This is a genomic window from Acidovorax sp. FJL06 (assembly GCF_003852545.1).
Lineage (GTDB): Bacteria > Pseudomonadota > Gammaproteobacteria > Burkholderiales > Burkholderiaceae_C > Acidovorax.
In genome coordinates, this window is sequence record NZ_QAJR01000041.1 from 31,395 (window position 1) to 56,967 (window position 25,573).

Below are 25,573 nucleotides of genomic sequence, written 5' to 3' on the forward strand. Positions count from 1 at the left end.
TGCGGTCAGGCCACGAGCGCATCGAACTGGGTCGCGCACTCGAAGTCCGTGGACGAGATGCCGCTCACATCGTGGGTGTTCAGGCGCACCACGCAGCGGTTGTAGTGCACCGACAGGTCGGGGTGGTGGTCCTGCGCATTGGCGATGAAGGCCAGTGCGTTCACGAACGAGATGGTCTCGTAGTAGTTGGCGAAGTGGTAGGTCTTCTCGATGGCGACGTTTGCGCCGTCGCCGCTCAGGCTCCAGCCTTCGAGCTGGGCGAGGTTTGCTACAACTTCAGTAGCTGTCAGCGCACGGCGGGCAAGCGCGGACCAGTCTTTTTTCTTCAACATGGTGGTGGTCATGGATGGGCGGGGGTGTTGTGCATGCGCGCCAGCCGTTCGGTGGCGGGCGGGTGCGAGTAGTAGAACTTCACGTACACCGGGTCGGGCGTGAGCGTGGAGGCATTGTCTTCGTACAGCTTGAGCAGGGCCGACGACAGGTCGGCACCGTTGGCCTGGGCCACGGCATAGGCATCGGCCTGGAACTCGTGGCGGCGCGATTGCTGCGAGAACAGCGGCGAGATGAAAAAGGTGAACACGGGCACCACCAGCATGAACAGCAGCAGCGCCAGGGCGTCGTTGGGGGCGGCCGCCAGGGCGGGGTCCAGCGAGATGTTGGGGCGCACGCCCAGTCCGGTGTAGAACCACACCTGGGTGGAGAGCCAGCCCAGCAGCGCAAAACCGGCCAGGCTGAGGCCAAACATGACCACGATGCGTTGGACGATGTGGCGGTGCTTGAAGTGGCCCAGCTCATGCGCCAGCACGGCTTCGACCTCGCCCGGGGCCAGCTGCTTCAGCAAGGTGTCGTAGAAGACCACGCGCTTGGCCGCGCCAAAACCCGTGAAATAGGCATTGGCATGGGCGCTGCGGCGGCTACCGTCCATCACGAACAGGCCTTTGGCCGAGAAGCCGCAGCGCTGCATCAGGGCCGTGACGCGGGCCTTGAGGGATTCGTCTTCGAGCGGCTGGAATTTGTTGAACAAGGGGGCAATGAAGGTGGGGTAGATCACCATCAGCAGCAGATTGAAGCCCATCCAGAAGCACCAGGCCCACAGCCACCACAGCGGGCCTGCAGCGCCCATAAGCCACAGAATCAGCGCGGCAATCGGCAGGCCGATGATGGCGCCGACCAGCAGGCCCTTGGCGGCGTCGGCCAGCCACAGGCGCCAGGTCATCTTGTTGAAGCCGAAACGCTCTTCGATCACGAAGGTCTGGTACAGCGACAGGGGCAGGTCGATCAGGCCACCAATGGCGGCAAATGCCACCAGCAGCACCAGCTGCTGCCCCATGCCGGGCCCCATGGCATCGAGCAGGGTGCGGTTCAGCGCATCCAGGCCGCCGAGCAAGGTCCAGCCGAGCAGCACCACGCAGCCCAGGGCCATCTCCAGCAGCCCCAGGCGGGCCTTGGTGATGGTGTAGTCGGCGGCTTTCTGGTGGGCGGCCAGGGAGATGCGTTCGGCAAACGGCGCGGGCACCGCAAAGCGGTGGCGGGCCACATGCCGCACCTGGCGGGTGGCCAGCCAGAACTTGAGCGCCAGGCCCAGAACCAGCGCAGCCGCAAAGGCCAGCGTGAGCAGCATGGAGGGGGAGAGGTCGTCGGGGATGGGCATGTGCGGCGAGTTTAGGCCATCGGCGACAATGCGCACCATGTCAGAAGCCAACAACCCCACCCCTGCCACGCTTGCCAAATCCGACCAGAACCTGGTCTGGCTCGATTGTGAAATGACCGGCCTGGAGCCTGATACCGACCGCCTGCTGGAGATCGCTGTGGTCGTGACCGGCCCAGGCCTGGAGCCCCGCGTCGAAGGCCCGGTGTTTGCCATCCACCAGCCGGATGAATTGCTGAACAAGATGGATGCCTGGAACAAGGGAACCCACGGCCGCAGCGGCCTGATCGACAAGGTGAAGGCCTCGACGGTGACCGAGGAGGAGGCCGAGCGGCAGATCATCGCGTTTCTGGGGCAGTACGTGCCCAAGGGCACGGCCCCCATGTGCGGCAACAGCATCGGGCAGGACCGCCGTTTTCTGGTGCGCTACATGCCCAAGCTGGAGAAATTCTTCCACTACCGCAATGTGGACGTGAGCACGCTCAAGGAGCTGGCCAAGCGATGGAAGCCCGAGGCCTACACCAGTTTCAAGAAGGCCCAGAAGCACACGGCATTGGCCGATGTGCACGAGTCCATCGACGAGCTGGCGCACTACCGCCAGCACCTGTTGTCCGTGGAAGTGAAAGCCCCCTGAGTCGCTTGGCGCCAGGAGCGCCCTCGGTGCATGCGCGGTATAGGTCGCCCCTGCAGTGGGGTGGCCAGTGGGCGAGGGAGTAGGCCCGGGGCACTCCTTTGACAGGCTGCACATTTGAAGGGTATTGCGGGGAAACCCTTAACCGTGTCATAATCGCAGGCTGCGCAGGAAATCCGCCTCGCAGTTTGTGCATCTCCCCTCACACACCGGGCTTGCCAGCCCACTGCCAACATGCAAATGTAAGCCGGCAGTGCAGGACTGGCGAATAACAGCCCACCCGCATCGGCCTGACCCTCCAGAGCCAGCGCAGGTTTCGTTTGATGGTTGATGTTTTTTAACCATTTGACGAAGCCAATCGTGGGCAGCGCCCGCGACCGTCTTCGTGAGAGAAAAATCATGACCGACACCTCCTTGGTGCAGGGCGAATTCGCGCCTGCCGATACTTCCTTTGCTGCCGACGTTTCCGTGCAGTCTTCTCCTCTCGACGCCGCATTGGCCGTGGCCGCTGAAGGCGACGTTGCTGTGACGCCCGAGCCCAATGGCTTCGTCGAGCTGGGCCTGGCCCCTGAACTCGTGCAAGCCGTGGCCGACCTGGGCTACACCCAGCCCACCAGCGTGCAGCGCAAGGCCATTCCTCTGGCCATGGGCAGCGATGCCTCCAAGTTCATCGACCTGATGGTCTCCAGCCAGACGGGCAGCGGCAAGACTGCCGCCTTCCTGCTGCCTGTGCTGCACACGCTGATCCAGCAGCAGGCCGTGGCCGAAGCCGAAGAGCGCGCTGCGTTCGAGCGCGCCGTGGCCGAAGCCGCCGCCCGTGGCGAGCCTGCCCCCAAGCGCGCCAAGCGCAAGGACCCCACCAGCTCGCGCAACTTCAAGGCCGCCACCCCCGGCGCCCTGATCCTGTGCCCCACGCGTGAACTGGCCCAGCAGGTGGCGCACGACGCCATCGACCTGGTCAAGCACTGCCGTGGCCTGCGCGTGGCCAACGTGGTGGGCGGCATGCCCTACCAGCTGCAGATCGCCAAGCTGCAGAACGCCGACCTCGTGGTGGCCACGCCCGGCCGCCTGCTGGACCTGCAGCGCTCGATGCAGATCAAGCTCGACAAGGTGCAGTTCCTGGTCGTGGACGAAGCCGACCGCATGCTCGACCTGGGCTTCTCGGACGATCTGGCCGAGCTGAACCAACTGACCGCGCAGCGCAAGCAGACCATGATGTTCAGCGCCACCTTCGCGCCCCGTATCCAGCAGCTCGCCATGCGCGTGATGCACGATGGCGGCTCGTCGGTGCAGAAGGTGACCATCGACTCCCCACAAGAGAAGCACTCCAACATCAAGCAGGTGCTGTACTGGGCCGACAACGCCCAGCACAAGCGCAAGCTGCTGGACCACTGGCTGCGTGACACCACCATCAACCAGGCCATCGTGTTCGCCAGCACCCAGGTGGAGTGCGACGGTCTGGCCAACGACCTGCAGCAAGACGGCTTCTCGGCCGTGGCCCTGCACGGTGCGCTGAGCCAGGGCCTGCGCAACCGCCGCCTGATGGCGCTGCGCCAAGGCCAGGTGCAGATCCTGGTGGCCACCGACGTGGCCGCGCGTGGCATCGACGTGCCCACGATCACGCACGTGTTCAACTTCGGTTTGCCCATGAAGGCCGAGGACTACACCCACCGCATCGGCCGCACCGGCCGTGCGGGCCGCGACGGCCTGGCCGTCACCTTTGCCGAGTTCCGCGACCGCCGCAAGATCTACGACATTGAGTCGTACAGCCGCCAGCAGTTCAAGGCCGAGGTGGTCCCCGGCATGGAGCCCAGCCAACGCGCACCCCAGGCGCCCCGCGGCGGTGATTTTGGTGGCCGTGGCCGTTCGGGTGGCTACGACCGTGACAGCCGTGACCGCAAGTTTGGTGGTCCGGCCCGTGGCGGCCATGACCGTGGCGGCTTCGGCGGCGGTTTTGGCGGCGGCTTCGCTGGCCGTGGCGCCCCTGCCCCTGCCCGTGGTGAAGGCGGCGGTTTCGGTGGTCGTGACCGTGACGACCGTGGTGGTGACCGTGGTTTTGCGCCTCGCCGCGATGGCGAAGGCTATGGCCGCAAGCCAGGCTTTGGCGATGCAGGCCGTGGCGGTTTTGCCCCCCGTGGCGATGCGGGTGCACCGCGTGGCGACTTCGCGCCGCGCAAGCCCGCGTTCTCCAAGCCTGCGGGCGGTGGTGGCAAGCCTTTTGTGGCCCACGACGCACGCAAGCGTCCTGCACGCCCCGCGCGCTGATTGATGGACAGAGACGGAGCGTGTTGAATGCTCCGGCAGATCAAGGGCTGGCGCCGCAAGGTGCCAGCCCTTTTTTGCGTGCGCGTGGCAAGGGTGGGCGTTTCTGGGGGGCATGTCGTCAATAATTGCCCACGGAGGAATTTGTTGTGGTGTCTTCTCTCTCCTCGGGGTCCGATTACGAGCACATGTTCGAGCTGGCGCCCGTGTCGCTTTGGCTGGAAGATTTCAGCGAGCTCAAGCGTCTGTTCGATGGCTGGCGCGCACAGGGCGTGACCGACATACGCTCCCACCTGGCCGAAGACCCGGCCCGCCTGCGCCAGTGCAGCGCGTCGCTGCGCGTGCTGCAGGTCAACCGCCGCACACTGGAGCTGTTCTCGGCCGACAGCCAGCAGCACCTGGAGGCCAACCTGGACAAGGTCTTCCGCGACGACCGGCACGATACCGCTACGCATGAGCTGGCGCAGTTGTGGGACGGGCAGCTGGAGTTCTCCAACCAGACGGTGAACTACGCACTCGATGGCCGGCGCCTGGATGTGCTGGTCCGCGCCCGCATCCTGCCGGGCCATGAGGACGATTGGAGCCGCGTGCTCGTTTCTCTGGAAGACAACACCCAGCAGTACAACGGTGCGCGGCAGATCCAGCGCAGCGAGCAGTACGCACGGGGCCTGTTCGAGCATTCGCCGGTATCGCTCTGGGTCGAGGATTTCAGCGTGGTCAAGAGCCTGCTCGACGGCGTGCGCGCCCAGGGCATTGGCGACTTCAAGACCTTCCTCAAAGTGCACCCGGACTTCGTCGGGCGCTGCATGCAGGAGATCCGCGTCATTGACGTGAACCAGCAAACGCTGCGCATGTTCGGTGCCGCCAGCAAGGACATGCTGCTCAACAACATTGGCCGCGTGTTCCGTGGCGAGATGCACGAGTCCTTCGCCGAACAGCTGCAGGACCTGTGGGATGGCAAGACCTTCCAGCAGCGCGAGGTGGTCAACTATTCGCTTTCAGGCGATGCGGTGAACATCCACATGCAGTTTGCCGTGCTCGACAGCCACCTGCACGACTGGGGTCTGGTGCTTTTGTCCCTGGTGGACATCACGGCCCGCAAGAAGGCCGAGGCCTACCTTGAATACCTGGGCAAACACGATGTGCTCACCCAGTTGCGCAACCGTGCCTTCTATGCCGAAGAGCTGAACCGGCTCACGCGCAAGGGGCCCTGGCCGTTGTCCGTCATCGCGATTGATCTCAACGGCCTGAAGGTGGTCAATGACGAGCAGGGCCATGCGGCGGGTGATTCGATGCTGCGCCGCGTGGGTGAAGTGCTGGCCAAGGCTGTGGATGCGCCCGCCTGCGCGGCCCGCATCGGCGGCGACGAGTTCACCGTGCTGTTGCCGGGAACCGACGAGCGTGGCGCCCACGCGCTGCAGGAGCGCATCATCTCCATGCTGGAGTTGAACAACCAGTTCTACCCGGGCCAGCACCTGAGCCTGGCCATGGGCATCGCCAGCTGCCAGTCCGGCGATGCGGTGGAGGCGGCGATCAACCGGGCCGACCAGGCCATGTACGCAGAGAAAAACCGGTACTACCAGCAAAAGAACGTGGACCGCCGGCACCCGTCCGGTACCTGATGCTCCCGAGTGGGGGGCCTGCTTTGCAGGCCCTTCAGTGGTGTACGGGCGTGCGCCCGATGTCCGGCCAGCGGTGGTGCAGGTAGACCCAGGCCACCAGGCCAATGCCCATCATCAGCAGCGAAGCCAGTGCCAGCAGCACGGTGGAGTGCATGACCAGCGGCGCAATGATGCCCGCCACCAGCCCATTGGCCGTGGAGCCCACGAAGGCCTGCATGGAGGAGGCCATGCCCCGGCGCTCGGGGTGCAGGTCCAGCACCAGCAGGGTTACCACAGGCACCATGAGGGCCCAGCCAAACGCAAACACCGCGATGGGCAGCAGCGCCCACCCGGCATGGGGCGGAAACAGCAGGTTGGCCGCCAGGTTGAGCATCGCCACGCAGCACATGATCAGAAAGCCATGGCGGATCTGCCGCTTGGGCGGAATGCGCCCGGCCAGACGCCCGCTGAGCCAGGCGCCGCCCATGATGCCCGAGATGGTCAGGACGAAGAACCAGAAGAACTGCGTGGGCGCCAGACCCAGGTGCTCGCCCAGAAAGGCAGGCGCCGACAGCACATACAGGAACATGCCATTGAACGGCACGCCACTCGCCAGGGCCAGCAGCACAAAGCGCGCGCTTGATCCCAGCTGCACGTAGCCGCGCACCAGGTGGCGCATGTTGAAGGGCTGGCGCTGGTCCATGTGCAGCGTCTCCGGCAGCAGGCGGTAGTTGGCCGTCCACAGCGCCACACCGACCAGGGCCAGGAACCAGAAGATGCTGTGCCAGCCCATGTGCACGAACAGCCAGCCTCCCACGATGGGCGCGATCGCCGGGGCCACGCCGAAGTAGATCGTGACCTGGCTCATCACCTTCTGCGCCTGGGCGGGCGGAAACATGTCGCGGATCACCGCGCGCGAGACCACGATGCCTGCGCCCGTGGACAGGCCCTGCAGCGCACGGAACACCACCAGCTGCCCGATGGTCTGCGACAGCGCGCAGCCGGCCGAGGCCAGCGTGAACACCGCGATGCCCCACAGAATCACGGGCCTGCGGCCAAAGCTGTCGGCCAGCGCGCCGTGGAACAGGCTCATGAACGCAAAGCCGAACAGGTAGGCCGACAGCGTCTGCTGCATCTCCACCGGCGTGGCGCCCAGCGCCGCGGCAATGCCCGAGAAGGCGGGGATGTAGGTGTCGATGGAGAACGGCCCCAACATCCCCAGCACCGCCAGCAGCACCGCCAAAGCCCAGCGGGGCGCTTTCCAGAGCAGGTGGGCTTGTGGGTGCATGTGGGGAGAGAGGCCGGGGTTCGTGGGGGCGCCGCAAGGGGCAGGAGAGGCGCACCAGGCAGGCTGGTGTGCTTCGCTGCATTATGCGGGAACCCATCCGCTCAGGTGCTGCGCAGGAGCAATCCTTGCACGGGCATGGGGCTACCCCGGTGGGTCAGTAGGCGTAGGGAATCCATTCCCCATTGCCCGACTTCATCAGGTACTTGCCAGCCGCGTTGCGCATCACGATCACGTCGGCGTTTTCCGAGACAAAGGGCGTCGTCTCGGGCGCCTGCAGGCGATCGGCCAGGGGGCGCGCCGATTCGGCATAGGGGCTGTCGCTCAGCAGGTCGCCCAGCAGGGTGAACAGGCCCAGGTAGCTCATGGGCTGGTTCATCACCAGGGGCGCGGCGGGCTCGGCCGCAGGGTCTTTCTTCTTCATGCCCACGAGCTTTACGCCGGCGGGCACGAGCGTGATGCGCGGGCCCGGGATTTCGCGCATACCCGAGATCTGGATCTTGTCGCCGCGCAGCGATGCGCCATGTTCGGGCACCAGCACCACCACCACGGGCCGGCCGGCGTTTTCCAGCTCGGTGATGAACCGGTCGAAGTCGGCCATCAGCTGCACGAGGCGCGGCTTGTAGGTGTCGAGGCTGCTGCGCGAGCTCATGCCCGGCACGCGGTTGCCGTCGTGCAGCGAGATGGTGTTGTAGTACAGGGCCGTGGGTGCGCCGCCCTGGGCGCTGCGCTTCTTCCACCACTGCGACAGCAGGGCGTGGTCGTTGTAGATGGGTGAACCGTCGAAGTTCTGCATGTGGACCGGCGCGCTCTGGTTGGGTTGCAGCTTGCCCGCCAGGCCGCCGCGCTGCTCGAGTGCATGGGCGAATTCTTCGTACAGGCCGTCATGGTTGAGCAGCGCCGCTGTCTGGTAGCCCAGTTTTTCGAGGTTGGGGAACACATAGCACTGCGGGTCGATGCCCTCGTACAGCTTGGTGTGCGGCGTCTGCCCGCAGGAGCCATGCAGTACGCGCAGCGAGGCGGGGCCGCTGTAGCTGGCCGCGCTGTTGAAATTGGTGAACAGCACGTCAAAGCGCTTGAGCAGCGGGTTGTCGCGCTGGCCCACGAACTCCATGTCGTCCCAGGCCAGCGAGCACACATGCAGCAGGATGATGTCAAAGGGCGGCGTGCTGCCGGCCGTGGTGAACTGGGTGCGCTTCTGGCTTTCGCTGGCGTAGAACTTCTGCAGCAGGGCATCGGGGTCCGCCGCATCGGCGCCGCCGGCCGGGCTGCCATCGCCCTGGCCTGCCAATGCCGCCCCGGCGGCTTCCTCCTGGGCCTGGTGGTCCTGGATCGCCGCCACCAGCGGCACACTCAGGATGCCGGCGAGGGCGAAGGTGGCAAAGCGCACGCGCCGCGCCAGCGCTGCATACAGGACGATGCCGGCCACCGCCATGGCCAGGGCCGCCGGGTTCACCAGCCGCTGGGCCAGCTCCAGCCAGTAGTCGGCGCTGAAGCCCGCCAGCGCCTTGAGCTGAGACAGCACGCGCCCCAGCGTGGGCAGGTAGGAGTCGGCGTAGAGCAGCGCAATGGCGGCCGGCCAGGCCAGCACCGCACGGGTGTGCCGCAGCAGCCGGTGGCCAATGGGGGGCTGCAGCGCCAGCCACAGCAGCAGGTTCAGCCACCAGCTGAAGCCGATGTAGCCGGTGAAGGTCAGTCCGACCTTGGCCAGGAAGTACAGGTTCCAGTAGCTCATCATCGGGCGCCCAGCCCTTGCTGTCCGTGGGGGCGGCTCCGGGGCCAGCGGCTGCGGGCAGCCTCCCGCAGCGAACCCCAGAACTTGCGGTACCCCGCCACGCCCAGCTGGGCGATCTCTTGCAGGCCGTGCAGGGGGCGGTCGATGTCGTGGCTGTCGTTCCATTGCCGCCAGGTGTCCGGGCGGGCGAAGGTGCACTGCACCAGGTCGATCTGTTGTTCGCGGGTCATGGGATCGAACTGCAGGCCCGTGGCGCCCTGGCCCCGGTGCAGCATGATGGTGGCAGGAAAGGTGCACTCGGTGGGGCCACGCCACAGGCCCACCTGCACCCTCTCGCCCACGGCAAGCCGCGTGCCTTCGGGCAGCTCCAGGCCCAGGCCTGTCATCGAGAAATCGATGCACGCCGCCTGCAGCACGCTGCCGTCGTCCTGGTACAGCGTGGCCTGCAGCCGGGTGGCCACGCGGTGCATGCGGCGCACCTGGCGTGCCTCGGAGGCCACGCCCAAAGCGGCGCCCAGCATCAGAATGCTGTAGACCGTCCACACCAGGTTCAGCAGCACGGTGGCCGTTTCGTCCGTGTTCCAGAAGAACAGGCGCATCAGCCCGCAGCCGAAGGCTGCGATGTTCAGCAGCACCAGCACGGTGTAGGGGCGCGAGATGGCCCAGTCGAAGTAGGGCTCGTCCACCAGGCCGCCCTTGGCCGTCACGTTGAATTTGCCCAGGCGCGGGTTGATCAGCGCCACGGTGGTGGGCAGGGCCACGTACCAGGCCAGCACCGTTTCGTAGACCTCGGCCCAGAAGGTGTGCCGGTGCTCGCCCTGCACATGGGCGTTGGCGATGTTGGACTGCAGGATGTAGGGCAGCACGTACAGCGCGATCATGATGGCGCCTGCGTTGATGATGTGCCAGTTGAAGAACAGGAAAGCCATGGGCGCGGTGAGGAACACCAGCCGGGGCAGGCCGAAGAAGAAGTGCACCATGGCGTTGGCATAGCAGATGCGCTGCCACAGCGTGAGGCCCTTGCCCAGGAAGGGGTTGTCCACGCGGAAGATCTGCGCCATGCCGCGCGCCCAGCGGATGCGCTGGCCCACGTGGGCCGACAGGCTTTCGGTGGCCAGGCCCGCAGCCTGGGTCTCGTTGATGTAGGCCGTGGTGTAGCCGCGCCGGTGCAGCTTGAGGGCGGTGTGCGCGTCCTCGGTCACCGTCTCCACGGCAATGCCGCCCACCTCCAGCAAGGGGCCGCGCCGGATCACGGCGCAGGAGCCACAGAAGAAGGTGGCGTTCCAGAAATCGTTGCCGTCCTGGATCAGGCCGTAGAACAGCGCGCCCTCGTTGGGCACGCGGCGGAAGGTGCCCAGGTTGCGCTCGAACGGGTCGGGCGAGAAGAAGTGGTGCGGCGTCTGCAGCATCGCGCACTTCGGGTCGCGCTGGAACCAGCCCACGGCCGTGGTCAGGAAGGAGCGCGTGGGGATGTGGTCGCAGTCGAAGATGGCGATCAGCTCGCCATCCGTCTTGGTGAGGGCATGGTTCAGGTTGCCGGCCTTGGCGTGGTTGTTGTCGGGCCGCACGATGTAGCCCACGCCCATGGATTCGGCGAACTCGCGGAACTCCTCGCGCCGGCCGTCGTCCAGGATGTAGACCTTCACCTTGCCCTCGGGCCAGTCTAGCGCCATCGAGGCCAGGACGGTGGTGCGCACCACGCTCAGGGGCTCGTTGTAGGTTGGGATGTAGACATCCACGGTGGGCCATGAGGCCGGCGTGCCCTGCAGATCGGCCGGCCGGCGGTGCAGCGGCCAGGCGGTCTGGATGAAGCCCAGCACCACCACCAGCCAGGTGTAGGCCTCGGCCGCCAGCAGGCCATAGCCCAGGAAGGACTCGATCACCGAGTCGAACTCGATGGACGAGGTCACGCGCCACCAGGCATAGCGCCCCATGGCCAGCAGGCTGATGGCCGCCAGCGCCAGCGAAGGGTAGCGGCCTGGCAGGCGGCGCAGCACCAGCGACAAGCCCCAGCACAGCAGCATGAACAGGGTCTGCCCCAGCCAGTTGAAGGGCGTGGTCACCACCACCAGCCCGGCCAGCAGGCCGACGGCGAGCACGGCCCAGCGCAGGCCGGGGATTTCCATGATGGGGGTGAGCACCTGGTCGGCCAGGCGCATGCCTTTTTCCACGTTGACGTGGGTGGCCAGCCGGTCCATGGCGCGCAGGAACAGGCGAATGGGCCAGAACACGGCGTTCAGCAGCAGCGCCAGACCCTTCCAGCCCCCGCGCAGCAGCAGGCCCAGCCCGGCAGACAGCCAGGGCAGAGGCCGCAGCAGCCAGGGCAGCAAGGCGCGTTCTGGCGTGGCGGGCAGCACGAAGCAGCGCCACAGCCACATCCACCATGCGGCACCGGGCTCTACTTCCAGCTGGCACGCCAGCCAACGGACAGCCCGGTGTGGCCCCATCCCGGTATCGGGCTGGCCGCTCATTGCGGGGCGGCTCCGGCCAGGAGCATCGATGGGGGCGCAGCGCGCTGGCCTGCGAGCCAATTGCACACGCCCTGCAGGTCGTGGGCGGACTGTGCCTGGGGCGCGAAGCTGCCCACGCACATCGCGCGGGCCAGCGCGCGCGCAATGTTCTCATCCTCGTGCAGGGTATAGGGAACCAGCTGGCCACCCCATTGCTCGCGCAGGGTCTGCAAGGCTTCGCGGTGCGAGATGCGGCGCGGGTCGAAGCGCGTCACCAGCACGCCCTGCTCGGTGGGGGCTGCCATGGCCGTCTGCAGCAGGGCCTGCACGCTGCCGAGGGCGGCGCATGCGCGGGCCGAGGCCTCCAGCGTCACCAGCACGGCATCGGCGCAGCGCAGGGCCGCCTGTGCCAGCGGCGAGGGCCACAGGGGCGTGTCCAGCAGCACGGTGCAGTCAGCGGGGATGTCCAGCAGTTCGATCTGGTCGAGCAGCCAGCGTGGTTGCGCCTGCAGTTGCCGGTGCAGGGCGTCGAGGGTGTCCATCGACGCCGCGCCAAAGGGCAGCACCGCCACGCCGTCCGAGTTGTCAAAACTGCCATCGGCCCACCATTGGCCAGCCGCCGCGAGAGAAGCCCAACCCTTTGCGCTGGGCTCCTGCATGCCCAGGTGCCGACCCAGCAGGTTCTGGGCGCACAGTTCCACGGCCAGGCTGCGCTGGCCCTGGCGGGCCAGGAGGGTGGCCAGGTGGGCGGTGAGGGTGGTTCGCCCCGTTCCGCCCAGCGGCGACGCGATGGCAATCACGCGCATGCAAGGCCTCTGTTCATTCGTTCGTTCATGGCACGGAGGGCGGCGTGGCCGCGTCGGTGGCATCCGCCTGCGGCAGGTGGGGGCGGTAGGGCTGCACGCAGCGCAGCGGCTGGCGGGCGCGCAACGCGCGGCGCAGCAGCAGCCAGCAGGGCCAGGCCAGCAGGGCGCCCAGCGCGATGTAGAGCAGCAGCAACAGCAGCAGCGTCATGCCACAGACCTCATGGAAGGGTGCGGCACGGCCCGCCGTGCAATCGGGCGGTGCTGCACGCTGGGGCCTGCCGCGATGTGCGCTGCGGCGGCATCTGCGGACAGGGCGGGCTGTTCGGGTTGCGCGGGCAGTGGCGGCTGCAAGGGCAAAAGGGGCGCCGCCGCGTTGGTGGCTGCAGGAGCGGATGGCGGGCGCTGGTCCAGCAAGGCACTGTAGTCGGGCAAGCCCTTGCGCAGGGCTTCCTGCAGGTGGCCCGTCATGGCGCGGATGCCGGTGTCCGAGCAATCGGTGGCTTCGGTGGCGAACAGCTGGGTCAGTGGCAGGGCAAACAGGCGGTTCAGGGCCAGGCCCACGTCGGGCTCGCGGCAGGCGAACAGGAAGATGTAGACGCTCTCGTGGTCGGCCGTGAACAGGTCGCCGTCGCGCGCCGTGTGGCAGGCGCGTAGGGCGTCGAGGTGGGGGATCTGCGCCAGCACGGTCAGCCGCACCAGGCTGTGCGGCAGGCCGATGCCTTGGGTGCGGTCCAGCATGTTGCGCACCAGGGCGCAGAACTGGGCGGGCGGCTGGTAGCCGCGCTCGCGCGCCGGCATGAAGCTGTCCAGCGCCGCTGCATAGTCGGGCTGGACCTCGCGGGTGTGGCTCTGGGCGTTGATGTCCTGCAGCAGCTGCAGCAGGCGCGAGAAGCCGACCTCCTTGTAGACCACGGCGCTCGCGCCCAGTTGCAGCAGCGCCTGTTCGCTGTGCGTGCGCAGCTTGCCCAGGTTTTCGCGCACCACGATCTTGAGGGTGCGCGGGCGCGCCAGGCGCAGGTGGTGCACCAGGCGCGCGCGCGCCTCGAAGTCCGACGCCTGGCCCGCGTCAATGAGCACCGTGGCGGCCACGCTGGCGGTAGCGGCCACTTCCATGTCGGCCAGGCCCTCGACGATGCGCCAGTGGCCGGGCACGCCGCGCTGGCCGTCGACCGATGCGCGCGTGGCGATCACCTCGGACTGGTCCGCTGCCTCGACCAGTTCGCGCACCGCGCCGCGGGTGCGTGTGCCATCCGCCGCCAGGCGCCCCGATGCGCCGTCGGGCAGCAGGCCGAAGGCGGTCTGGAAGAGCGCACCCGCATCCGTGTTCCAGCGCTCCAGGCCCAGGCTCCATCGGTCGGCATCGGTGCGCAAGGTGGCGATGTGCATGGACATCTGGCACAGGTTGCGCAGCATGGGCAGCAGCACTGCCGGCTCCAGCGGCGGGAAGAAGCCCAGCACCACGGGGCGCTGGCGCTCGCGGCACAAGGCGCTGAGCTGGCGGCTCATACGTGCCAGCTCGGCCACGCCCAGGCCGCTGAGCAGGCCTTGGGCATCGCAAACGAAGAGCGCGTGCTCGTCCCGCAGGCCGGTGCGCTCCAGCTCTTCCAGCAGGGCATCCAGGCCATGGCGCTGCATCTGGGCCTGCAGGCCGGGCGAGAGCACCCACAGCTGCAGGCGGCCGCTGCGGCAGGCCGCCTGCAGCGCGGGGCGGCGCACCAGGCCATCGACCCACAGCGTGCTGGACGCGACCAGGCCCACCGGGCCGGCGGCCAGGGCATCCTCCAGCAGGGCGGGAAACCACAGCGCCGCGCTGCTGTCGTCGGCGGCCACCAGGGACACGGGCACATGCGGGGGCAGTTGGCCCACGCCATCGGGCAGGCCGTCGATGCCGATGCGCGTGGGCGCGGCGTTGGCAGTGGCGTGCTTGCGGCCCACAGACCGCAGGAGCCGGGCAAGGGCGTGCAGGAACCCCGGGGGCGGGGTTGCCTTGCGCGTGGAGGATGCGGCGGACGGCATGTCAGAAACTCGAATAGGGCTGTACCGGGCGGGGCCGGTTTTCCAGCGGCGCCAGCACGGGGTCGAAGCGGTAGCGGCCGTAGACCATGAGGTTGGTGGGCGCGTAGTAGGCGGAGCGGTCCAACTCCAGCTGGGCACCGAGCGACAGGTTGGGCGTGACCTGGTACTCCAGCACGCCCCGGAACGAGCGGCCGAAGCCCGAGCCCGAGCTGCCCGGGTACACCGGCACGTTGCCGCTTTCGGCCAGGCGCGCGCGCGCCAGCGCCTGCAGCAGGGCGCTCTGCGGGAAGTAGTCGGTGTCGCCACTGCTGCTGCGCGAGACCGAGACCGAGCCGCGCGCCAGCCAGGTGAACGCGCCCTTGCGGCCCGTCCATTCGATGGGCAGCGCCACGGACGCGTAGCTGCGCGGGCTGTAGTAGCCGCCATGGCCGAAGCTGTATTCCGACAGGTCCTTGCCGTAGTGCCAGGCCGAGAACGTCAGGCCCAGGTTGACCACGCTGTGGTTGCTGCGCCAGACATCGCGGTCCACGGCCACGCGCAGCTGGGCGCGGGTGTTGGCCTCCACGTTCTTGCCGGTGAGGGCGGCCAGGTTCAGGCTCACGGAACTGCTGTAGGGGCCGAAGTCGGTGGACAGGCGCCCGCCGGCGCCCGTGGCCACCACGCCGCCCCAGACCGCGCCGGTGGCGGGATCGTGCGCGCCGGCATACGACAGCAGGCTGCCCGTGATGGGCCGGCGGAAGGCTTCGAGTTTGTAGCCATAGCGGCCCAGGTTGCCGGTCTTGGCCACGCCACCCACCAGGTTGGTCACCGGAAAGCCCACGCCCGTGGCGCCGATGTCCCACTGGATGTCGTCGCCCACGAAACCAAAGCCCAGGTTGGTGCCCGCGCCGCGCTGGCGGCGGTAGGGCAGGGGCGAGCCCGGGGGCAGGGCGGCGATCTGGCCGAAGTCCAGCAGGTCCGGGCCGTCGGCCGGCAACTCGCCCGCATCGAGCTGGACGCGGTCCACATGCAGAAAGTAATGCCCGTCGTAGCCGCGTGGCATCCAGGCGACCAGGGGGCGCTCCCAGCCGCGCAGGCTGGAGATGCCGTCGGTGGCGCGCTTGCGCAGCCCCGTGTGGGCGGCCTCGATCCAGACCTGGCGGCGGGCCTCGATGGCGTCGATCTCGCCCTGGATCTTGGCGACCACGGCCGGGTCCACGGGCAGCGAGAGCGCGTAGCTCTTGTGCAGCGCCAGCGGGGGCTCGGCCTCCGTGGCCTCGGCGGGGGCGGACTCGGCCGTGGCGGGGGCAGCGCCGTGGGTCTCCAGCATCAGTGCGCTACGGAAGAACACCAGCGCTTGCGCGTAGTTGCGGTTGGCGCGCTCCAGCCGGGCGGCATGCAGCAGCACGTCGCTGTCCTGTGGAAAGGTGTGCAGCAGCCGCGCCGACAGGGCGCGTGCTTCTTCCATGCGGCCTGCACGCTGCCAGATGCGCAGCAGCGCGAGCTGCTGGGCACTGTCTGCGGGTGGCAGGTGGTCTTGCAGCCACAGGGCGTGCTCGGTGGTGCCGTGGGCGTCGCCCAGGCGCGACAGCGCGTCTGCCAGGAGCATGCGGGCTTCCAGGCTGTCGGGCTGGGCCCGGACCAGCGGCGCGAGCAACCGGGCGGCGTCGGCATATTCGCCTGCGGCCATGAGCAGGCGGGCCTGCGTCTGGGCACGCTGCTGGGTTGCTGTGGGGGTGGCCGGCAAGGGCAGCGGCTGGCGTGCCATGCGCGCGGCCTCGCCCGTGTTGCCGGCCTGGCGTTGCTGCTCAATGAGCCGCTCGCGGTGGGCAGCATACAGGGCCACGAGGCGCGTCTCTTGCTCGATGCTCCAGCCCGGCGATTGCAGCAGGCGCGGCAGGTGCTCGGCCAGTGCGCCATCGTCCTGCGCCCGGTGGAGCAACTGGGCGTGGTCGAGCCGGGCCTCGGGCGTGAGGTGGGGGTTGCGGGCTGCCAGCCGGTTGAAGACGGCCACGCTCTGTGCGGGCTGGGCCCGGCGGAACCAGGCATTGGCCACGGCATAGAGCAGTTCGGCGTCGTTGCCTGCGGTCTGTTCTGCCTGGGCGAGCAAGGCCTGTGCCTCGGTGGGCAGGCGGCTCGTGGTGGCCTGCGCCAGCAGCGATTTGACGGTGGCACGCTGGGTCAGCGTCTGCATGGCGTCGGTGCGCTCGCCGGGCGGGATCTGCGCCAGATCGGCCAGAGCCCCTTGGTCGTCATCCACGGCCGAGCGGATCAGCGCCCGTGCATACCGCATGGGGCTGCTGGCTGCCCCCGACGGGGCGGCTGGGGCGCGTGCCATGCCTTCGTCCATGACATTCAGGGCCTCCTTGGGCAGGTTCAGCCGCAGGTACAACCGTGCCAGGCGATGGCGCACCCAGGCGTCATCGGGGGCCAGCACCACGGCGGATTCGAGGGTTCGCAGGGCGGCACTGAGGCGCTGGGCCTCGATGTGCTCGTCGGCCTGGGCGAGCAGGATGTCGGCCTGCGTGCCGGCGAGTTTTTTGCCCAGGGCCGCGTCGCGGGCGGCTGCCTCGGTCAGCAGGGCCAGCGCCTTGGCCGAGCGGCCCGTGCGGGCATACAGCCCCGCCAGCCCCTTGACGGCAGCGCTGCTGTTGGCCTCGTGCTGCAGCGCCTTTTGGTACAGGTTTTCAGCCAGGGCCTGGTCGCCCTGCAGGTCGCGGATGCTGGCCAGCGTGGTCAGCGCCTCCGCGCTGGTGGGTTGCAGGGCCAGCGCCCGCTCGGCCAGGTTCGCGGCCGTGGACAACTCATTCTTCTCGACGGCCTTTTCTGCCTGGCGCAGGAAACCCCAGAACCGGGCGGTCTCTTGCAGCTCTTTCCATTTGCCCTGGCGGGTCAGGGCGTAGGCCTGGCTGAACAGGTCCTGGGCCTGGGCATGCTCGCCCTGGCGCAGGCGGATGAGCCCGAGGTTGCCCAGGCTGTCGCCATCGCTGGGGCGCAGGGCCAGTACCGCCTGGAGCTGCTCTTCGGCCAGTTCGGTGTGGCCCTGGTCCAGCGCGGCGCGCGCGGCATGGCGTGCGATGTTGGCCGGGTCGCGCGCGGCGCGGGCGGCGCGTTCCACGGCCTGCTGCATGGCGGCCAGGCGGTCCACCATGGCCTGGTCGCCGGGATAGCGCAGCAGGAAGGCGCGCACCCGGGGCAGGTGGGCAGGTGTGTTGGGCAGCCGGTCCAGGGCGCGGCGCCACAGGTCTTGCAACTGCTGGGCGTTCACGTCGGGTTGCCTGGACAGCGCCTCGATCTCCTGGACCACCGTGGTGGGGTTCTCTCCGCCGTACATGCGCATTTCGAGCTGCGCCAGCCGGTACCTGGATTCGCCGGTTTCCTGGTACAGCCGGGCCAACTGGCGCTGGGAGTCGGTGTTGCTCTTGGTGCTGGAGCCGACGATCTGGTGGTATTCGAGCGCGAGTCCTCCCAGGGTGGGCGGGCCCTGTGGAAACAGCTCGCGCGCCAGATCGGCGGCCTCGGCCTTGCGGCCGGCGCGTGCCATGAGGCGCATCTGCGAGAGCTTTTCGCGGTCGCTACCGTACACCCTCACCAGGGTTTCCAGCTCCTGGGTCACGGGGTGGCCGGGATGGCGCGCGCGCAGGGTGTCGAGAATGCGCCGGGCCTCGTCCGTCTTCTTTTCGCGCAGCGCCAGGTCGCCCATGGCACCCAGGCCCTGCGGGGAGTACGGGTCCATGGCCAGCACCTTGTCTACCAACTGGCGGGCCATGTCGGGCCGGTTCTTGGCGGCCCACATGCGGGCGCCGCTGAGCAGTTCGGCTTCGACGGCCGCCGGCGTGCTGGCGTGCACACCCTGGGCCGAGGGAAGGCAGGCGGCGGCCAGCAGGGTGAGCGAGGGCAGCCAGTGGCGAGGTCGGCAGGGGGCTCGGTTCACGGCTTCCATCGCACCAGGAGCTGGCCTGCCGCCGTGAAGCGGTACAGCCCGTCGAAGGCGCCCTGGCCGAACAGGGCCAGTACCTGCTCATAATAGGCCTTGGGGCGCAGGGGGCGTGCTTCGAGGCGCATGCGCTGCGATTGCAATGCCTTTTCGTCCCCCACTGCACGCAGGAAGGGCAGCATGGCGGCTGAGAACCCCGAGGGCGCAGGGCCCGAGGCCTGCGCAGTCAGGATGTCGATGGATTCGGGTGGGTAACCTTGCTCGCGCACATAGCGGGCCATGGGCGCGAGGGTGTCGAGCAGCGCCTTGCGCCCGGGCGCGTCGGCATGCATCACGCCGGCCCACAGGTAGACACGGATGGCGTTGTAGGTGCCCTGGCCTTTTTCCTTGCCTTCCGTATCGACCAGAAAGCCCTGCTTGGCGTCATACACCGTCCAGTCGGGGGTGAAGCCCTTGGGTGATGCGCCACGGATGACCTTGAGCGAGCTGTCCACCAGCTTTTTCCATTGCGGGTCGTAGTCACTGGCGGCCAGCCAGTGCATCAGGTGCATGGGCATGTAGCTGGGGTTCAGGCGCCAGCGGCCATTGGGCTGCACAAAGCCCTTGGGCGCTGGCAGCAGCGTGGGGCCCAGGCCCGGGATGTCGGCGGTTTCCTCGCGCAGCACGCGCGCGGCCAGCAGGGCCGACAGGGCGCGGTAGCTGCGCTCGTTCCACAGGCGGCCGGCCTCGCCCAGGGCATAGGCGATCCACAGGTCGGAGTCCGAGGCGGCGTTGCTGTCGATCACACCCCAGCTGCCGTCGGGGCGGCGGCCCCAGAGCCACGCGGGCAGGCGCGCCGTCATGTCGCCGTCGCAGAGGTTGTTTTCGGTCCAGCGCAGCAGCTTGTCGAACATGGGCCGGTCGTTGGCCACCAGCGCAAAGAACAGTGCGTAGGCCTGGCCCTCGGAGTAGGTCTGGCCGCCCCCATCGTCATCGGAGACCACGCGGCCGCCTTCGTTGATGAACTGGGCCTTGAAAGCCTCCCAGGCTGGCCAGGCGGCGCGGCCCGCGCCGGCAGCGGCCTGCTGGGCCAGTGCACCTGGCAGGCAAGCCAGCAGGGCGGTTCCTGCACAGGCCTGCAAGGCGGTGCGGCGGTGAACGGGTTCAGTCATGGTGTGCAGCCAGTCGGCGCCGCGCCATGCTGCGCAGCGCGGCGTAGATGATGAAGGTCAGCAGCAGGCCGGTGCCAATGCCCACCAGGGCCAGCAGCAGCGGATGGCTGTGCAGGTGGAACCACAGGCGCTGCCACCAGGGCAGGTCGCCCACGTAGTACACGGGCTTGATGCGGAAGCTCTCGATGGCATCGCCGCGCATCAGGCCCAGATCGCCACGCAGGTTCTTGATTTTGCCCGCGTCGTTCAGGCCCTGGCTCAGCAGGGACATGGCGTCCCCGTCGGTGGCCGTGAGGGCCACCACGCTGCGCCCGGCGGTCAGGGGGGATTCGAAGCCCGTCACGGCGGCCAGCGGGCCTTTGCCTTGCAGCACGGCCTGGCCGCCCGACGCCGACAGGCGCTGGTGGGGCTCGAGGTTGAACAGGTCGATGAACGAGCCCATGGCACGCTCCAGCGGCTGCACCGAGCGCGCGCCTGCGGCCAGCAGGGCCGGCAGGTGGCTTTGCCACTTCTGCAGCAGGCCGTCGCTGTCGCCCTGGGAGATCACGAGGATGTCGGTGTCGGCCGCCTTGTCGGCCTCTGCGGCGCTCAGCAGCTTGAAGCGCGTGGCGGGGTAGCCGGTGGAGGCGCTCATGCGGCCCACGGCCGTGAGGAACACTTCCACGTCCGAGGGGGTAGGCCGGTTGGGCAGGATGATGGAGGTTTGCGCCAGGTCGGGCACTCGCGTGAAGGGGAAGCCGCTGTTGGCATAGGCCGCCAGGTTGGGCATGGCCAGGTAGTGCCGGAAGGCTGTGAGGTCGATGGTGGACTGTGGGTCGATGGCGGCAAACAGCTCCGTCGGAGGAGCTGATTTGCAGCGGCCCAGGTCGTTGGGCGGGATCTGGAACGCGAACTGCAGCTGGTTGTCGCCGCCGATCATGAAGGCTGGGATCTTGAGGTCGGAACGGGTCTGGGCGCTGCCATCATCGAACAGCGGCAGCATCACCGTGCTCTTGCCCACGGTGCGGTCTTCGCGCGATTGCAGGGGGTAGGACTGGATGAACTGGTTGTTGATCGAGATGTTCAGTGCGCCGTGGTCGGACACGCTGTTGGGGGTGTAGCGGTAGATCAGGTCCAGCGGCACACCCTTGGCGTTCCAGGTGAACAGGTCGGGCGCCATGCGCGTGTAGATGTTCACCGTGTCGTTGAGCACCGAGCCGCGCAGCTGCAACTCTGAAGGGCTGGAGACCAGTTCGGCGAGCTTCACGGGGCGCTGGGTGGTGATCCAGCGGGGAGCGTCATAGGGCTTGGCCAGAGCGGGGTATTCGAGCGACTTGACGGTGATGGTCTGGCCCGACAGCACGGCCTTGCCCAATGCGAGCGCGTCGGCCGCCATCTGCAGCTGGGCGTCATCCTGGCCCAGCACCAGCAGCAGCTTGGCCCCGGGGACTTCGGGGTGGGGAATGATGGAGAGCGTGGGCTCTGTGGCGGGTGGCAGGGCCTTCAGGAAACTGGGGCGGTGGCCGTTGGTGGCCAGCACCACGGCGTGCTGGCGTGGCAGCTGGTTCTCGAACGCAGGGAACTGGTTGCCCCGGTAGCCGGCGAGCATGCCGATCCAGCTGGCAATGGAGCCCGAGGCCTTGAGCGTGCCCGTGCTGGGCTGGTCGCCGAACACAAAGGGCAGGGTCACCGGCCGGTTGTCGCGCGGGTCGAAGAACGGCGCGGGCAGCAAGGCCAGGTCGTCGCGCAGCGGGATCTGGCGCAGCGACAGCTCCAGCCGGCTTTCGTTGCTGACGGTGGCCCACAGGCTCGAATGGTTGGGCGCCTCACATTCCATCGCGTAGTGGCCGATGAACTGGAAGCGGAAGCGGTTGTAGTCGGTGAAGTAGCGTGGGTCGATGTTGAGCTCGACCGTCTGCGGCTGGCCCAGGCGCTCTTTGTCGAGCACGAGGGTCTGCAGCGTCTCGTCGTTGAGCATCACCTTGAGGTGCGACAGCGTGGGGATCAGGGCGGGCGAGAGCGTGAAGGTCAGGCGCAGCTTGGCTGCCTCCACCATCTCGTCGCGCCGCACGCTCACGCCCACGCTGGCTTCGCTGTCCACGCCGCGCAGGGACAGGGGGCGTCCCACGCCCAGGTCCTTGAGGCTCACCTTCCATTGGCGGGAAGGGAGCGGGAGTGGAGCGATGGGCTCGGATGCCGGCCCGCTGGCAGCCGAACCCTCTGCCGCCAGCTTGCGCGCGGCATCGCGCTCCTGCCGGGCCTGGGCCCGTTCCCTGGCGGTTGCGTCGCGCGGTTTGGAGGATTGTGCGTTGGCCGTGGGGTGGGGCAGGGAGATCAGGCCGGCGGCGATCAATGCGACCACAGCGGGAGCCGTGCAGATTGTTTTTCTTGTGAGTCTCACAGTGTTCTTGGTGTCTCGTGCCTGGGGGATTGCCGTCTTTCCGGCCTGTGTTACGCGCGCGTCATGAACATGACAAAGTGTAGCCATGTGCCCGTGCGGCAAATCTCAGGAAGACATTTGTTTGCAATTGCCAAGCGTTTGTTTTCGCCATGTCCGCTGTGCAGTCGCGGCCAGATGGCGTGCGGGGTCAAGGGTTGGCAAAAGACCTGTCAGTCCGTCAGCCTGTCCTCTGGGGGGGGCAGCCTTGGCCAAGGGCCGTGGGCAACCAACCGGGTGGCATGGCGTTGGGGGCTGCATCGGTCAAGATACGTTGCCACCTTGCGGGGTGGACGCCAGGACGGCAGGGCCTGGTGGCCAGCGCTTGCATCGGCAGACTTTAGGGCGATGCGTGCGCGGGCTGCGAGAGTGGGGCTGTCGTTCTGAAAACAAAAAAGCCTGCTACTTGTGGGTAGCAGGCTTTCTGTGCCTTGCGGCTTAGATTTGGTGGGTCCTGAGTGACTCGAACACTCGACCTACGGATTAAGAGTCCGCTGCTCTACCAACTGAGCTAAGAACCCAAATCTTTTTAAAATTTGTCTGCGTTGCTGCAGAGCCTCGAATTATGCACTAGTTTTTACACGGTGCGCAAGTCGCGTCAAAAAATTATTGCATTGCGTTGCGGCTGGCCAGTTCCACAAAGAGGCCGCTGTGGTCCAGTTCGCCCAGGCCATGCTCGACGCCGTCGGCATACAGGACCTCGAACAGCGCGGTGATGGGGGCATCAAAACCGGTCTCCTGGGCCGTGGCCATGGCGTTGCGCAAGTCCTTGAGTTGTACGGCCATGCGGCCACGGGGGGCGAAGTCGCGTTCCACCATGCGCTGGCCGTGCAGTTGCAGGATGCGGCTGTCGGCAAAGCCGCCGCTGATGGCCTCGCGGACCTTGGCCATGTCGGCCCCGCCTTTGGCGGCGAACAGCAGTGCTTCGGCCACGGCGCCGATGGTGATGCCGACAATCATCTGGTTGGCCAGCTTGGCCAACTGCCCGGCGCCATGGGGGCCGACATGCGTGGCGCGGCCCAGGGGGGCAAACACGGGCTGGGCCCGCAGGAAATCCTCCGGGCGCCCGCCCACCATGATGGCCAGGGTGCCTGCTTCGGCGCCCACGGTGCCGCCGGATACGGGGGCATCCAAGTGCGCCACGCCCAGCTCCCCCAGGCGCGCGGCGTGGTCGCGGGCCTCGCTGGGTTGGATGGAGGCCATGTCGATGAACAGGCTGCCTTTGCGCATCGAGCGCGCGGTGCCCAGGTCGAACAGCACCTGGCCGACCACGGGGCCGTTTTCGAGCAGGCTGATCACGATGTCGGCGTCCTGGACGGCTTCGGCCGGGGTGGGGGCCACGGTGATGCCGCAGCGGACCAGGGGCTCGGCTTTGGCGCGGGTGCGGTTCCAGGCCCTCACCTGGTGGCCCGCTTCGCTCAGGCGGCGGGCCATGGGCAACCCCATCATGCCAATGCCGAGAACGGCGATGCGTAGCGGTGGTGTGGTCATGGCGTGGTTCTTTTTGCTGGGATGCGGAAGCGGGCTGTCTCTGCTGCCATCATGTGCCTTTTTGGTGCGCCAGTCTGTCACGGAGCTTGCAGCATGGAGCGAATGGAAAGATGATGCCCAAGGGGCGCCTTCCTGCCCCAGGAGACATTGCCCATGACCGTGCCCTTGAACGACCCCGCCTGGCTGGAGCGCATGTACAACAACCGCGCACTGGTGCCCGAGCACATGGACTACCTGCAGCGCTGGGCGCAGGACTCTGCGCAGGTCCGTGCCCGCGTGCCCTGTGTGCTGGATGTGGCCTATGGGGCCGGGGTGGGAGAGGCCCTGGACGTTTTCCCTCCGGCGCAGGCAGCGCGGACGCCGGCCCCGGTGCTGGTGTTCATCCATGGCGGCTATTGGCGTTCGCTGGACAAATCCGACCACTCCTTCATCGCTCCTCCCTTTACCCAGGCCGGTTTTTGCGTGGTGGTGGTGAACTATGCGTTGTGCCCGGGTACACCCGAGGCGCCGGTCGCCATTCCCCACATCGTGCGGCAGATGGAAAAGGCACTCGCCTGGGTGGCGCACCACATTGCCGCCCATGGCGGAGACGCGCGGCGCATCACGGTGGCCGGGCATTCGGCAGGCGGGCACCTGGCGGCGATGCTGCTGACCAGTGTGTGGCCGTTGATCGGTGCGGGTCTGCCGGATGGGTTGGTGCGCAACGCGCTGTCGATCTCGGGGCTGCATGACCTGGAGCCCATCATGCACACGCCCATGTACCAGTCGGTGCTGCACCTGACGGACCAGCAGGTGCTGCAGTTCAGCCCGGCGCGGCTGCCGGCGCCCGAGCAAGGCGTGCTTTTCTGTGCCGTTGGCGGTGATGAGAGCCCGGAATTCGTGCGCCAAAACCACCTGATGCAGGCGGCCTGGGGCAGCCATTTCGTGCCCCGCAGCCAGATGCTGCCAGGGCTGCACCACTTCAGCATCGTGGATGCCTTGGCCCGGCCGGGGCATGACCTGCACCACATGGCGCAAAACCTGCTGCGCGCCTGACCTGCGGCGCGCAACAGGCGCCGGGCTCACATCAGCAGGTGCTCGCCCGCGTTGTCTCCGCCTAGGATCACGTAGTTCACCTTGCGGATGTCCATGAGCTTCTTGCCGCCGGCATAGCTGATGGAGCTTTGCACGTCCTGCTCCATCTCCACCAGGGTGTTGGCGAGTTGGCCCTTGATGGGTTCCAGAATGCGCTTGCCCTCGACATGCTTGTACTCGCCCTTGTTGAAGTCACTGGCGGAGCCGTAGTATTCCTTGAACAGCTCGCCATCGACCTCGACCGTCTGGCCGGGCGATTCCTCGTGGCCTGCAAACAGCGATCCGATCATCACCATGCTCGCGCCAAAGCGGATGCTCTTGGCAATGTCGCCATGGCTGCGGATGCCGCCATCGGCAATGATGGGCTTGGTGGCCACGCGCGCGCACCACTTCAGGGCCGACAGCTGCCAGCCACCCGTGCCGAAACCGGTCTTGAGCTTGGTGATGCACACCTTGCCCGGGCCCACGCCTACCTTGGTGGCGTCTGCACCCCAGTTCTCCAGGTCGATCACGGCCTCGGGCGTGGCCACGTTGCCGGCGATCACGAAGGATTTGGGCAGTTTTTCCTTCAGGTAGCCGATCATGTTCTTCACGCTGTCGGCATGGCCGTGGGCAATGTCGATGGTGATGTATTCGGGCGTGAGGCCCAGGGCCACCAGCTGGTCCACGGTGTCGTAGTCGGGCTGCTTCACACCCAGCGAGATGGAGGCGTAGCAGCCTTGCGCGTGCATGTCCTTCACGAACTGGACGTTGTCCAGGTCGAAGCGGTGCATCACGTAGAAGTAGCCGTTCTTCGCCATCCAGGTGCAGATTTTCTCGTCCACCACCGTCTTCATGTTGGACGGCACCACCGGCAGCCGGAACGAGCGGCCGCCCAGCTCCACGCTGGCATCGCATTCCGAGCGGCTTTCCACCCGGCATTTGCGCGGCAGCAAGAGAATGTTGTCGTAGTCGAAGATTTCCATGAGATTCCAAGCTCCATCAAAGGACGCAGCAAAGGGATTTTTGCTGCGGTGGGCGCTTGGCTTGGGACCGGTTTTGTGGGTGGGGGCGTGACAGCCAACACCGGGCCCTGGTTGCACAGGCACAAA

At 67.5% G+C, this 25,573-nt stretch carries 17 protein-coding genes and 1 tRNA gene; 4 read left to right on the forward strand and 14 right to left on the reverse strand.

The features are described 5' to 3' along the window. Window positions 1–5: 5 nt before the first annotated feature. Both DBV10_RS20040 and DBV10_RS20045 read right to left on the reverse strand, forming a co-directional pair. Window positions 6–344, reverse strand: a complete 339-nt coding sequence (locus DBV10_RS20040) for a 4a-hydroxytetrahydrobiopterin dehydratase (protein WP_124515324.1) — start codon at window positions 342–344, stop codon at window positions 6–8. Further along, complete coding sequence (locus DBV10_RS20045) at window positions 341–1,651, reverse strand: M48 family metallopeptidase (RefSeq protein WP_124515325.1); 1,311 nt, start codon at window positions 1,649–1,651, stop codon at window positions 341–343. The genes DBV10_RS20040 and DBV10_RS20045 overlap by 4 nt, the downstream gene beginning before the upstream one ends. Window positions 1,652–1,688: 37 nt before the next feature. Between DBV10_RS20045 and orn the strand changes: the two genes are divergently transcribed. The 3 genes from orn (at window position 1,689) to DBV10_RS20060 (ending at window position 6,163) form a co-directional block, all read left to right on the forward strand. After that, window positions 1,689–2,282, forward strand: a complete 594-nt coding sequence (orn, locus tag DBV10_RS20050) for an oligoribonuclease (RefSeq protein WP_124515326.1) — start codon at window positions 1,689–1,691, stop codon at window positions 2,280–2,282. Between the two features lie 396 nt (window positions 2,283–2,678). Then, a complete protein-coding gene (locus tag DBV10_RS20055; protein WP_124515327.1) occupies window positions 2,679–4,544 on the forward strand; it encodes a DEAD/DEAH box helicase in 1,866 nt (621 codons plus the stop codon). 146 nt (window positions 4,545–4,690) lie between these two features. Continuing rightward, window positions 4,691–6,163 carry a GGDEF domain-containing protein gene (locus DBV10_RS20060; protein ID WP_124515328.1) on the forward strand — a complete coding sequence of 491 codons (1,473 nt, stop codon included), beginning with the start codon at window positions 4,691–4,693 and terminating at the stop codon, window positions 6,161–6,163. 34 nt (window positions 6,164–6,197) lie between these two features. Here the strand turns inward: DBV10_RS20060 and DBV10_RS20065 are convergent, their stop codons facing one another. The 11 genes from DBV10_RS20065 to DBV10_RS20115 form a co-directional block, all read right to left on the reverse strand. After that, window positions 6,198–7,430 carry a multidrug effflux MFS transporter gene (locus DBV10_RS20065; protein WP_124515329.1) on the reverse strand — a complete coding sequence of 411 codons (1,233 nt, stop codon included), beginning with the start codon at window positions 7,428–7,430 and terminating at the stop codon, window positions 6,198–6,200. A 154-nt stretch (window positions 7,431–7,584) separates the two neighbouring features. Continuing rightward, window positions 7,585–9,162: a cellulose biosynthesis protein BcsG gene (bcsG, locus tag DBV10_RS20070; RefSeq protein ID WP_124515330.1), complete on the reverse strand. Its 1,578-nt coding sequence runs from the start codon at window positions 9,160–9,162 to the stop codon at window positions 7,585–7,587. Continuing rightward, a complete protein-coding gene (bcsA, locus tag DBV10_RS20075; RefSeq protein WP_124515331.1) occupies window positions 9,162–11,633 on the reverse strand; it encodes a UDP-forming cellulose synthase catalytic subunit in 2,472 nt (823 codons plus the stop codon). Before bcsA ends, bcsG begins: the two co-directional genes overlap by 1 nt. Beyond that, on the reverse strand, window positions 11,630–12,418 hold the full coding sequence (gene bcsQ / locus DBV10_RS20080; RefSeq protein ID WP_158616837.1) for a cellulose biosynthesis protein BcsQ: 789 nt from the start codon (window positions 12,416–12,418) through the stop codon (window positions 11,630–11,632). Before bcsQ ends, bcsA begins: the two co-directional genes overlap by 4 nt. Before the next feature lie 25 nt (window positions 12,419–12,443). Next, on the reverse strand, window positions 12,444–12,626 hold the full coding sequence (locus DBV10_RS20085; protein ID WP_124515333.1) for a hypothetical protein: 183 nt from the start codon (window positions 12,624–12,626) through the stop codon (window positions 12,444–12,446). Then, complete coding sequence (locus tag DBV10_RS20090) at window positions 12,623–14,434, reverse strand: BcsE family c-di-GMP-binding protein (protein WP_124515334.1); 1,812 nt, start codon at window positions 14,432–14,434, stop codon at window positions 12,623–12,625. Before DBV10_RS20090 ends, DBV10_RS20085 begins: the two co-directional genes overlap by 4 nt. A gap of 1 nt (window position 14,435) precedes the next feature. Next, the gene (locus DBV10_RS20095; protein ID WP_158616838.1) at window positions 14,436–18,347 is read right to left on the reverse strand and encodes a cellulose synthase subunit BcsC-related outer membrane protein; all 3,912 of its coding nucleotides are present in this window, start codon (window positions 18,345–18,347) and stop codon (window positions 14,436–14,438) included. Further along, window positions 18,344–19,501, reverse strand: coding sequence for a cellulose synthase complex periplasmic endoglucanase BcsZ (gene bcsZ / locus DBV10_RS20100; RefSeq protein ID WP_124515336.1), 1,158 nt, complete (start codon window positions 19,499–19,501; stop codon window positions 18,344–18,346). Before bcsZ ends, DBV10_RS20095 begins: the two co-directional genes overlap by 4 nt. Further along, the gene (gene bcsB / locus DBV10_RS20105) at window positions 19,494–21,842 is read right to left on the reverse strand and encodes a cellulose biosynthesis cyclic di-GMP-binding regulatory protein BcsB (RefSeq protein ID WP_233590001.1); all 2,349 of its coding nucleotides are present in this window, start codon (window positions 21,840–21,842) and stop codon (window positions 19,494–19,496) included. Before bcsB ends, bcsZ begins: the two co-directional genes overlap by 8 nt. A 520-nt stretch (window positions 21,843–22,362) precedes the next feature. Next, window positions 22,363–22,438 (reverse strand) — tRNA-Lys (locus DBV10_RS20110). An 85-nt stretch (window positions 22,439–22,523) separates the two neighbouring features. Next, window positions 22,524–23,408 carry an NAD(P)-dependent oxidoreductase gene (locus tag DBV10_RS20115; RefSeq protein ID WP_124515337.1) on the reverse strand — a complete coding sequence of 295 codons (885 nt, stop codon included), beginning with the start codon at window positions 23,406–23,408 and terminating at the stop codon, window positions 22,524–22,526. A gap of 153 nt (window positions 23,409–23,561) precedes the next feature. Here DBV10_RS20115 and DBV10_RS20120 point away from each other — a divergent pair, with 153 nt between their 5' ends. Next, window positions 23,562–24,443, forward strand: a complete 882-nt coding sequence (locus tag DBV10_RS20120; protein ID WP_124515338.1) for an alpha/beta hydrolase — start codon at window positions 23,562–23,564, stop codon at window positions 24,441–24,443. A gap of 26 nt (window positions 24,444–24,469) precedes the next feature. Here DBV10_RS20120 and DBV10_RS20125 read toward each other — a convergent pair whose 3' ends face one another. Further along, a complete protein-coding gene (locus DBV10_RS20125) occupies window positions 24,470–25,447 on the reverse strand; it encodes a GMP reductase (protein WP_124515339.1) in 978 nt (325 codons plus the stop codon). Window positions 25,448–25,573: the final 126 nt, after the last annotated feature.